At 46.8% G+C, this 12,110-nt stretch carries 5 protein-coding genes; all 5 read right to left on the bottom strand.

Going from position 1 to position 12,110, the window contains the following annotated elements:
* Positions 1 to 17: 17 nt before the first annotated feature.
* Positions 18 to 4,247: a formate dehydrogenase subunit alpha gene (gene fdhF, locus AB4249_RS05955; RefSeq protein ID WP_372102517.1), complete on the bottom strand. Its 4,230-nt coding sequence runs from the start codon at positions 4,245 to 4,247 to the stop codon at positions 18 to 20.
* Between the two features lie 333 nt (positions 4,248 to 4,580).
* Positions 4,581 to 9,041 (bottom strand): chromosome partition protein MukB, encoded by a 4,461-nt coding sequence (gene mukB / locus AB4249_RS05950; protein ID WP_372102515.1) that lies wholly within the window; start codon positions 9,039 to 9,041, stop codon positions 4,581 to 4,583.
* Positions 9,038 to 9,844, bottom strand: a complete 807-nt coding sequence (mukE, locus tag AB4249_RS05945; protein ID WP_372102513.1) for a chromosome partition protein MukE — start codon at positions 9,842 to 9,844, stop codon at positions 9,038 to 9,040. The genes mukB and mukE overlap by 4 nt, the downstream gene beginning before the upstream one ends.
* The gene (mukF, locus tag AB4249_RS05940) at positions 9,825 to 11,162 is read right to left on the bottom strand and encodes a chromosome partition protein MukF (protein ID WP_017062091.1); all 1,338 of its coding nucleotides are present in this window, start codon (positions 11,160 to 11,162) and stop codon (positions 9,825 to 9,827) included. Before mukF ends, mukE begins: the two co-directional genes overlap by 20 nt.
* A gap of 125 nt (positions 11,163 to 11,287) precedes the next feature.
* Positions 11,288 to 12,073, bottom strand: coding sequence for a tRNA uridine 5-oxyacetic acid(34) methyltransferase CmoM (cmoM, locus tag AB4249_RS05935; protein ID WP_372102511.1), 786 nt, complete (start codon positions 12,071 to 12,073; stop codon positions 11,288 to 11,290).
* Between the last annotated feature and the right edge of the window lie 37 nt (positions 12,074 to 12,110).

Raw genomic sequence — 12,110 nt, 5'->3', positions numbered from 1 at the left:
TTTGTTAACGAATTGGGCTAAGCCTCTGTCGCTTCAATTTCAGGCTCACGAATCGGATCAATGCGCACTGCCGCAACCTTAAACTCAGGGATCTTGGCATGCGGATCGGTCGCCGTTGTCGTCAAACGGTTCACAGGAGACTCCACGAAATGGAAGGGAATAAACACCACACCTTTCTGCATTCGCTTGGTTACAAAAGCCGCGATTTCAATTTCACCACGACGTGTTGAGACTTTAAGCATCTGACCATTCGAGATCCCTAACGCTTCAGCATCATGAACACTGACCATCGCACGTGGCCCAGCTAAGTTATCCAGCCCTTTAGTTTTACGCGTCATGGTTCCGGTGTGGAACTGTTCTAGAATACGGCCTGTCGTTAATACTAACGGGTATTCCGCATCCGGTAGCTCAGCAGCGTATCTAAACGGAATCGCCTCCATTTGACCACGCCCACGCGTAAATTGGGTCTGGTGCATGATACGTGTGCCATCAGGGTTGTTCTTATTACTTGGCCATTGCACGCCGTTCACCGTAATGTTCTCCCAACGTAAACCACCATACTGTGGCGTGACACGCGCTATCTCATTGGTGATATCAGCAACCGAGTCATATTCCCAATTGCCGCCCATCGCATTAGCCAACATTTGGATAATCACCCAATCTTCTTTCGCTTCACCTGGAGGCAATACCGCCGGGTTAATACGCTGAACACGACGCTCGGTATTAGTAAAATGACCAGACTTCTCAGCAAACGAGCAAGACGGTAGCACCACATCGGCATATTGAGCGGTTTCGGTTAAGAAAATATCTTGAACCACGAGGAAATCTAACGCTTCAAGACCTTCAATCACATGCGCTTGGTTCGGGTCACTCAGCACTGGGTTCTCGCCCATTACGTACAGACCACGAACATCTCGATGACACGCTCCATCAATAATTTCGGTCAACGTTAAGCCCGTTTCAGCCGGTAGGTCAGAAACACCCCACTCCATCGCGAATTTTTGACGAACCATTGGGTTGTACACTTTCTGATAACCCGGAAGGTTATTTGGCAATGCGCCCATGTCACACGCACCCTGAACATTGGATTGACCACGTAATGGGTTGATACCGCCGCCTTCAATTCCGATATTGCCACACAAGAGCTGTAGGTTAGCGATTGATCGAACGTTATCGTGACCAGTGGTATGTTGCGTAATGCCCATCGAGTAGTACACCGCTGTACGCTCTGCAGTACCAATCAATCGCGCCATTGCGAAGATGTCTTCCGCTTTAACGCCAGTTACCAGCTCCACTTTGTCTAGTGAATAACTTGGTGACATTACCTCTTGAAGCAAGGTATCAAAGCCATCCACACGGTCTTCGATATACTCTTGGTCGTACCAACCGTGTTTGATGATTTGCTGCATCACACCATTGATCAACATTACATCAGTACCCGGTCGGTGCGCTAAATAAAGTTCAGCATGGTCAGCAATATCGATTCGTTTTGGATCGGCAACGATCAATCTCGCTCCACCATGTCTCACAGCTTGCTTGATATGCGAGCCAATAATTGGGTGTGCTGACGTGGTGTCGGAGCCAATAATAAAGATCACATCTGAGTGCTTGATGCTTGGAATATCATTGGTCATCGCCCCGCTACCTAGCGAAGCCTCTAAACCAGTAACAGTAGATGCGTGACAAAGGCGCGCACAGTGATCGACGTTATTGGTACCGAGTTCACGACGTATGAATTTTTGGAAGGCATAGTTATCTTCATTGGTGGTTTTCGCCGACGAGAACCCCGCTAAAGCGTTACTGCCAAAGCCTTGCTTAATCGCAGTAAACTTCTCGGCAATAAGCTTAACTGCCTCATCCCAACTTGCAGGTTGCAACCAGCCATCTTTACGAATTAATGGTGTGGTTAAACGCGCATCGCTGCCCACAAAATCGAAGCCAAATCGTCCCTTAACACACAACATGCCTTCATTAACCGGAGAGTCTCCGCCTTCGATATAGCGGATTTTGTTTTTCTGCTCATCGATATGCATGGTTAGCTTGCAGCCGACACCGCAATAGGTGCAGATGGTATCGACTTTCTTGAGTACGTCTGTGTCTCCCTGCTTTCTGTCGCGAGCATCCACCATTGCACCGGTTGGACACGCCTGAATACACGATCCACATTGAACGCAGTTTGAGTCGCCCATTAAGGTCTTGTCCGCCCCAAAGTTAGGGCGACATTCGGGTCTTGATGCAGGTTTGCCATCGGATTGGTTCATGAAGCTCAGAACGCCATGAACATTCTGTTCGCGACAGGCTTGGATACACTGGCCACAACTGATACAGCGGTTGGCGTCAAAGATAATGAACTCAGAACTGTCATCGACCGAAAATTTTTGTCTTGTTAACCCGACCTTCGCTTCTTCAGCACGAATCGCCTGCCAACTCTCATTCGAAGCCACATCGATTTTGTACTCTGGATGCGTTTGCGTTGCTTTGTATTCGGTCGAGTAGTCTCGTAGGTCGCAATCGGTATTGGCTTGGCAACCACACTCTAGACATCTTGCTGCTTCCGCTATTGCATCAGCACTATCAAACCCTGTTTCTACTTCATCAAAGCTTTGTTCACGCTGCTCGGGCGTTAGTTCTGGCATGATCTTACGAGCCATACGTTGTATCGACTGGTATTGCTCAGGATCCACCGCTTTGAGCTGTTTGTGTTTTCTTGAGTTAAACGGTTTGGCCGGAATATTTTCCATATCACCGTGGAAGAAGCGATCGATCGCTTGTGCAGCAATACGCCCATCCCCCACCGCTTCGACTGCGGTTGCAGGGCCGCGTCGGAAATCACCAATACTGAAAATATTTCCGGTTCCGGTATGCATGGTTTGTGGATCAGCATCTGCGGTATTCCAACGAGTAAGAGGAATATCAATCGCTTCATTGTCCATAAAGCTCAGATCAGGCTTTTGCGACACGGCAGCAATAACCGTATCAAACGCTTCAACAAAGAACTCGCCAGTTGGTTTAGGGCTGCGGCGGCCTGAAGCATCAGCAGGACCCAAAGCCATTCGTTCTAATCGTATTTCTGATACATGACCATTTTCATCGGCTATGTTTTCTGCAGGGTTGGTTAAGAAGTGGAACTTCACACCCTCATGTTCAGCTTCTTCGATTTCGTAATCTTCTGCTGGCATCTCATCTCGAGTACGACGATAAATCAGCGTAGTATCCGCGCCATCACGAACTGCGGTTCGAGCGCAGTCAATCGCTGTATTACCGCCACCGATCACGGCAACCTTTTTACCAGTGACGTACTGCTGATCGGTCACGTAATCTTTCAGATAATCGACACCCAAATAACAACCTCCGAGTTCGCTACCCGGGTAATTCATCTCGACCGCTTGCGATGCACCAACGGCTAAACAAACCGCATCAAAATCGTTACTTAAATCAGACAGTGTAAAATCAACACCGAGTTTTTTACCGCACTCAACCACCATTCCGTTGCGACACATCAACTCGATTTCTTTATCTAGAATCGACTTAGGTAAGCGATATTCAGGGATACCGTAACGCAGCCAACCACCCGCTTGCGGCATCGACTCATAGACACTGACATCATAGCCTTCGTTAGATAGGTAATAACCCGCCGTAAGCCCACCGGGGCCACTACCGACAATTGCAATACTCTTGCCTTTATTCGGTTTCTTAGCTGGCATGTAGCTCTCTTGAGCCGCTAAATCCGCGTCGGCAGCGTGTCGTTTGAGTTGGCGAATCGCGATAGATTCATCAACCAAGTTACGACGACATTCGGTTTCACAGAAAGCAGGACACACACGACCAATTGAAAGCGGCATTGGTAATGTCTTTTTGATCACCTCAATCGCTTTGATGTGATCATTTTGAGCAATATGGTGCAGGTAAGATTGGATGTCGACCCCAGCAGGACAGGCTGTTTGGCATGGCGCTTCACAGTCAGCGTAGTGATCGGTCATAATGCGATTCAACGCTTCTTGTCGATGATTCGTTAACTGTTTTGACTGAGTGGTAATATTCAGCCCATTAGACACTTCAAGCTGACAAGAGCGAGTAACACCAACGCCATCAACTTCCACAACACACAAATCACACGGCACTTTATCCGCTGTTTTATTCAAACCACATAAAGATGGGATTTCCAAACCACATGTTTTTGCCGCTTCAAGAACGGTTTGTCCTTGCTCGACGATTCGATATTTCCCATCAATAACGATTTGAATCATACCTAAGTCCTACCTTTACCTTTCGCACACGCGAGTTATCAACAATTAAAATTTAAGTAATACAATATTATTAATATTATTAAATCTATGTCATTACCATACATTATTTGTGGTTTTGTGCGTGTGACCTCAAACAAGTTCCATTGATAATAACCATAATGTATGAGTGGTCTTATCAGTATCGATAAAAGAATTAGGCGAGAGGAGTTCAGTTGAGGAAATTAGATTCAAGATACAAAAAAGCCCCTATTGATTAGGGGCTTTGTACAAATATCATTGAGTCGCTTTCGAGCTTATAACTCAGTTATCAAGCTTATTGCTCGGCTATCAAAGTTATTGCTCAGTTTCTTCGATAAGCTCTTGCACCGGAGATGCTGGTTTGTTTTGAGCAAAACCGCGCAGGCCAACAACATGTACGTGTTCGTGGTCTTTGAAGACCTTACGAACCAGTTTGTAGGTTGTACCTTTCTCTGGGCTAATGTTTTCAGGTGCTGCAATCAGAAGTTGCATACCCAAACGGTCACACAGTTCAAACAGCGTAGAGATCGACTTAGAATCCAAACGTGCTGCTTCATCAAGGAACAACAAACGACATGGAACGATGTCTTTACTGCGAAGTCGACGAGATTCCTCTTCCCAGCTCTGAATAACCATCAATAGGATTGACTGACCCGTACCGATCGCCTCACCCGTAGACAATGCGCCCGATTCAGCTTGTAACCAACCATCTGAACCACGGTTAACTTCAACACTCAGCTCTAGGTAGTTACGGTAATCCAGTAGCTCTTCACCAAGAACCTGTGGAGAACGTTGACCCATATCGATATGCGGGTTCACTCGTTGGAACAACTTCGCCATCGCTTCTGAGAAGGTAAAGCGCGTTGATTCAAACAAGTCTTTGTGTTGCTCTTGTTGAGTTGCTAGCCCTGATAGCAAGATCTCGTGGCTTTCACGGATCTTAACGTTCAGACGTACGCCTTTAACCTGACCAAAGTAAATGTTAGACAAACCTTGGTTCAGCATTCGAATACGGTTCTGCTCGCGCTGAATCGTTTTCTTGATGATGCTTGCTACGGACTCAGAGCTGATTGCCAGGCGATTTTCACGCTGCGTCAACTCTTCTGTTAGTCGAGCTAGCTCCACTTCCATCTCTTCGATTGCTTCAACCGGATCATCCGTGTGAATAATATCTTGGCGAATACGCTCACGAAGGTGTTGGTAAACCGCAATGTAGAACAGAACTTTACGCTCTGGATGCGCGTTGTCTTCAGATAAACGCAGCGAATCACGCAGGTCGTCATTGTCGGCTACCGCCAGACGTAGCGCACCCAGTGATTTATCCGACATAGAGCGAAGCTCGCCTGCCGTTAGATAAGCCAGTTCACGTTTATGCAGACGACGTTCAACATCATTCTCACGCGCTAAACGAAGTACTGAACACCAACCCGCTTTCGCTGCAACAACGAAAGTACGAAGCTCGGTGTACTCTTTTTGAACTTTCTTAAGACGCTTAGCCAGTGCTTTCATCTCAAGTTCAGTTGACGTAATCGTACGCTCGTATTCACTCTTACGGCTGCGAGATGTGTGCAGACGCTCTTGAAGCTCGTCACGACGACGTACAGCACGCTCTTCAGCGCCTTCGTCAGCGTTTACGCCGAACTCTTGTAGCTCTTGTTTGAACTCTTGAACCGTTTCTTGCTTCGCTTGATGTGAGCTCTTCAGTGCCGCTAATACTTGGTTGTATTGGTTCATCTGTTCGCGAGCTTGCTTCAAGCCATCGCGGCCTTTGGTTCTTGCTTGTTCAGCTTGAACCAACTTCGCTTTCAGTTGCTCGCTCAGTTCACTGCTCTTGTTAAGCAAATCAACAGAATCCGCGTAAGCAAAGTAATGACGACGCTCAATCAGATCAGACAGTGCGAACACTTTGCCTTTTAGCGTTTGTAGCGCGTTGTCTGCTTGACGGTACTCTGCTTCCAAAGCTTCGAATTGCTCTGGGTCAGCGTCTAGTGCAGATACGAACTGTTCTAGAGAAGTAAGCGCCTTGCCGTGCGTCTTCAAGTAAGATTTCGCTTCACTTAAACGCTCTAGTTGCGCTTCTAATTCAGCTAAACGCTCAGCCAATGTTTCGTCTTCTAAAATACGAACCATTGGTGCTAATTTATCTAGCGCACCAAGTGCCTGCTTGCTTTGTAGAAGCTGACTGCGTTGCTGCTGCTCTTTAGAGTTAAGCTCAGCCAGAGAACGAACAATTTGATTACGCTTATCACGAATCGCAGCAAGTGCTTGCTCTGGGTCTGCGTTAAACGCAACGTGCAGGTGCTTCGCAACAAAGCTGTTGAATGCTTGGTATAGGCGATTCAGTTTTTGAGAGTCAAACGCTGCCTTCGCGTGGTTTTCAACCACAACGTCACGCTCTTCGCGCAATTTCTCTAGACGTTGTTCACGAGCCGCACGGCCAAACAGTGGGATCTCAGGGAAACGAGAGTAACGCATTTGGCGATCGTTCAGCTGAACACACACTGCGCCTTCAAGCTCATCGGCATTGAATGAACTGTCATCAAACGCGTCGACATCGCCTTCTAGGATGTAAAGGTCTTCTGGACAATCATCAAGATCCACCAGCTTCTCTTTAATACCATCAAGATCAGAAACCACAATTGCGTGACGAGCCGGGCCGTACATCGCACTGAAGTACGGCGCATCACCAATAGTGATATCATCGTAGATCTCAGAAAGCAGCACGCCACCAAGCGTATCCGCTAGGCCTTTGAGGCGAGGATCGTTAGAACCACCTGGAGACGCTAAACGCTCAATTTCGTGCTCAAGTTCAGCTCGGCGCGTAGCCAACTGATCTTTTGCTACCGCTTGAGATTTCTCATCTTCAAGCACTTGTTGCATTTGAGTCATCACCGCTTGGCTATCTTCTAGCTCAGCGTCGGTTTGATCTCTTAATGCTTCAAGCGCATCGTTTGCCGTGATCCATGCTGGAGCAATAGACTCAAGTTTTTGAATCTCTTGATCGTGGTTTTGTTGTACACGACGTTGCTCACTCTTCGCTTCACGCAGCTCTTCTTGAGCGTACTCAAGAGACTCGATCTGCATAGCATGACGTTCACGTTCTTCATCGAAAACCGCTTCATCAGTCAGTGAGATGTTGTGCTGTTTTTGGTATTCAGTCGCAAGCTCTTTTGCTTGACGCTGCTGAGCCACATCACGAGCCATGTCGCGGTGCTGAGCGCGCCACTGCTGTTCGTTCTCAACAACGTGTTTTGCGTTACGACCTTTTTCTAAAGCTTGCTTAGCGCTGCTAGACGCTTCTTTGCGCTCCACGTCACCAACGATGCTCTCAACTAAAGACAGTGCTTTGTCGAACTGTGCTGAAGCTGCAGAAGACATATCTAGCTTGTGCTTAGTAGCCAGTAGCGCTTGAGTGCTTGATTCTTCTTGTGCTTTTAGCTCAGAAACAAGAGTTAATGCACTTTCTGCCGTAATCGATTCATCACCAAGCAACTGCTTAGTTTTCTCTAATGCTTGAACCGCTTGCTGGTACTGAAGTGCACGAGTCTGCTGAACATCCAACGCTTGTTGGTAATCAGCAAGCTGAGTTTTCAGGCTATCCACTTCTTCTTCAGTGATGGTTGCCTGCTCTTCAGCAAGAAGTACTCGCTCTTGAGCTTCTTCCACTACCATCATCTGCTCTTCTAGACGCTCATTAAGCTCTTCTAGATCTTCGCTATAGCGAGCAATCTTCTCTTGCTGGCGAAGTGCAGTTTGAACCAATTGAAGATGATCCGAAGCCGCTTGATAATCTTGCTCTAGTGCCGACTCTTGATCGACCAACAGCTCTAATTCTTCTTGAACACGGTTCAACAAGTTGTTTTGATCATGCAAGGTTTCACGCGAACCAAACAGTTCACCACGGAACTTCATGGTTTGATCAAGCTTGTTACGACGGTCGTTGGCATGGCGCATGTAATCTGCTGCCACGTAGTTCGTCGATTCAGTGATCAAGTGTTTGAACAGGTCACGGTCCGACTGAGTTGTCTTGATCGCTTCTAGCGTCATGCGGTTCTCACGCAGTGCTGATTCCATGTCTTGGAATGCTTTCTTCACACCACCGTTTTGCGGTAGAAGATAATCGCGCAGAGAACGCGTAATCGCACTAGAAATACCGCCGTAAAGCGATGCTTCGATCAAACGGTAGAACTTAGAGCGGTCGCTGCTGTTACGCAGTTTCTTAGGTACCACACCGTATTCAAACATTTGCGAGTGGTAATCAACAATCGAAGAGAAGGCTTTAAAATGAGCGCCTTCGTATTGCGCTACCGCCGCTTTCACATCATTCAACTGACATACGCGAGCGTGGCTGTCTGAAACATTCTGAATCAACACATCCGTTGGTTTCACATGGCTTGGAAGGCCTTGGATTACGAACGGTTTGATGTCTACTTTCTTGTCACGACCGGCAACTTGCTGCAGTTTTACTGCAAACAATAGGCGTTGATTACGAGAGTTCACAACATCTAGTGCAGCATAACATGCGCCAGGTTGAAGCTTACCGTAAAGGCCTTTATCACGAGATGACTGTGAGCTACCCGCTTCCGTTGTGTTACGGAAATGCAGAAGGCTTTGGTCAGGGATCAGTGCTGTGATGAATGCCGCCATTGTGGTCGACTTACCCGCACCGTTACCGCCAGAAAGCGTTGTAACCAATCCATCAATATCAAAAGTACGCGCAAAGAAGCCGTTCCAGTTGACCATGGTTAATGATTGATACTTACCTCTTTCAATCATGATTCACCTTCTACTTTTGTTTGTTCGCCAGCATTTGACTCAAGGTCAAAGTCAGCTTGATCGTTAAAAATGTCTTGTTGACCGTTTTCGTCTACGTCTGCATCTACTTCTGATGTGGCTTCCGCTTGTTCTTCATTCAACAAGCTACCTTGGTTAGGCTCTTGGGTATGCACCACAGCTTCACCATCACGGATAAGACGTAACTGCGCTTCTTTCATATCATCGCCAACACGAACGTCAGCGCCAAAACGGAATACCGCTTCGCTGATACGGAACTTGCCGGTTTCACCAATCGCAATCAACATACCGATACGGCGTAAGCGACGTAGAGAAGTACGTACTTTTTCGAACAGCTTTTCTTTATCTAGGTCAGAACCAGACGCACGGTTGGTTGCTAGCTTCATGAGTTTTTTCTCATCCGCTAACGACATCAACTCATCAAACAGTTCTTGGTTGGTGAAGATACCTTCATGAGCAAGACGTTCTGGGCTTAGGTATAAGAAACACAACACCTTTCCAACCAACATGTCGAGCTCAGACAACACACTACGACCAATCAGAGACGTAGAACGCGGACGCAGGTAATAGAAACCTTCCGGCGCTTTTACCAATTCCGTATTGTAGCGTTGATAGAAATGCTGAAGCTCAACTTCAAAATCAGAAAGCAACGCGTGGTTGTCTAGATCTTCTGTTGAAACATGCTTACCTGAACGCAGCATGCTATCTAGCGCAGGGAACAACGGGTTCGCTATCGCTTTTACCAGTTTCTCTGGCATGTAATCATCAGTACTTGTTAATGACATTTGCTTGTACCTTTGCACCGAAATCGTTGATTGCCTGCCAATCCGGCTGAATAGCCTGATAGTCAGACTCTGAGTAACCTAAGCGCACGGCTTGGTCGACAACAATTCTGGCTAAATCAAAATGGTGTGTGCGAGGGTGTGCTGCGAGGTAATCGCGTAGCACAAGGCCAAGGTCAATTGGCGCGCCTTGCTGTTTGTGAGCTTTTAACATCTCTGCAATTCGTTCTGAAAGCAGATCATTCACTTGCTCAAATTCTTCGTACTCAACGTCGATTGGCGCTTGTCCCATCACTTCATCATCACGAAGCACGAGCGCTTCATCACGAAGATCCGTCAGCTTCTCAGCATCGGCGTAGGTCAATAACCAAGGCGCATCAAAGTAGTCAGTGACTGACTGACGCAAGCGCTGGCTAAAGGCGCGGTTTTTATCCATATCAATCGCGGTACGGATGAACTTGTGAACATGGCGGTCGTAGCCGATCCATAAATCGATGGCTTGTTGGCCCCAACTGGTGATTCGGTCAAGCTTCATTTGCAAACCGAACAGGGTTTCGCCAACGAACTCGAGTTCATCGTCACCGTAAACAATTTCTTGAATATCGAGGATCTGTGTTTGCAGTTCATCCCCCGCCGCTTGCAAGGTGTCTTGCAATTCTTTTAGTGTGGACGAGGTTTCTGAAAGCAAGGTTTCACAGTTGTTAATCGCCTCTCGCCAATCCTTGTTTAAAAGGTCGGCAATTTGCTGTTTAACGGTTTGCTGCTGCTCATCCATAACACGTTGGTTAAGATCAATCTGATCGAAAATTTCACCAACAGAATACTTGAGCACGCCGTAAACATTCTTTCTCCAATGTCCTGGAGTTCCGCCTTTTTGTGCTGCTTCAATGGCTTTTGCCATCTCGTCCGCAACCATAGAAAGCTGGATAGACAGTTTTAACTTAGAGAACTGACGGTGGCGTAAGTAATAATCTGAAATACCAATCGCCAATGGTGATAAGCGATAAATACTCGCACCATCGGTGATTTCGCTGGTAAAGCGGCTAATCAACTTCTGTTTAACTAACTCGTTGATGGCATTGTTGGCACGAAACGCGGACGCTTCGCCAGTATCTTCAAACAGTCGAGTGACGATGGTAAATGCATCGTGCAGTTCACCCTCGCCCAACTCTTCATCGAACCTTTCATTGCTTAGTACTGCGATAGCAATCAAAAATGCTAAGCGCTCTGGTGGCAAGTTTAATGAAAAATCATGCTGCTTGACCCAGCCCACCAACTCATCAATTGGCTGCTCTTCGGCAGTTTGAGTCATTTCACTCATTGTGGTTCCTGTTACTGTTCTTCGTCATATCGAATGTATTAGATATGACGCCTATTTCTTTATGACGCGGGCTTCTTACGATTGCATAGCGCATGTTGTGGCTTCTTTTACCACATTCACCGCTGTTATTGCGCAGGTTTTTGAGCCCAAACGTGAATATAACGGCCTAGTGACAGATATGGCTCTTGGCGACATAGCTGTTTTTCCAGTTCCAATACATCTTCAAATTGGTAATCGCCCATGTACTCCATATTACCTATGTAGTCACTGAAAGAGCGAATGCCTGATTTACCACAGATTTCTAGACCAGCGTCTTCTATCCATTGATAAACCTCTTCCGGCTTCAAGCCTTTTTGTGGTTGCAGCTTAAACCGTTTTCGATGTGGCATCCCATTCAATACATGAGGAATGTTGCCACAAATCACATTTTTCAGGACTAATCCGTGGTGGTTGTAAAACATTATCGAGGCAACACCACCTGGCTTAACTTGTTCAAGCAATAAATCAAGCGCCTCTTTAGGATCGGCTAACCATTCCATTACGGCATGAAACATCACAAAATCGACTTTCTCATCGAGATGTTCTGCGACTTTTTGTACCGGTGAATGAATAAATCGATATTGCTCTAGCAAACCCGCTTCGCTGATACTTTCTTCGGCGAGCTTCAGCATTTCAGAAGAGAGATCACACAGAGAAACGTTATGCCCAAGCGACGCAATTTTTTGCGACATCTGCGCAAGGCCGCCTCCAGCATCAAGCACATGCAGCGGCGAAGCTGATTGCTCAAACTTGCTCAAAGCTTGTTCTAAATCTTCCCATGCGATGATCTGACGGATCTCTCCTTTGTCAGAGCCGTAAATATTTTTTGCAAATTTGTGGGCAATATCGTCGAAATTACGGTCTTCAGTCACGGCTACTTGAGTTATTATGTCCTATCGTGCCTGCTAT

The organism is Vibrio sp. 10N.261.55.F4, assembly GCF_041470465.1.
GTDB classification, from domain to species: Bacteria; Pseudomonadota; Gammaproteobacteria; order Enterobacterales; family Vibrionaceae; genus Vibrio; species Vibrio crassostreae_C.
This window is presented reverse-complemented; position numbering and strand designations above follow the sequence as displayed.

What these genes read in the sequence shown, in the direction of transcription:
- fdhF (WP_372102517.1), bottom strand. Translation starts at nt 4,247, where the DNA reads ATGATTCAAATCGTTATTGATGGGAAATATCGAATCGTCGAGCAAGGA.
- mukB (WP_372102515.1), bottom strand. Translation starts at nt 9,041, where the DNA reads ATGATTGAAAGAGGTAAGTATCAATCATTAACCATGGTCAACTGGAAC.
- mukE (WP_372102513.1), bottom strand. Translation starts at nt 9,844, where the DNA reads ATGTCATTAACAAGTACTGATGATTACATGCCAGAGAAACTGGTAAAA.
- mukF (WP_017062091.1), bottom strand. Translation starts at nt 11,162, where the DNA reads ATGAGTGAAATGACTCAAACTGCCGAAGAGCAGCCAATTGATGAGTTG.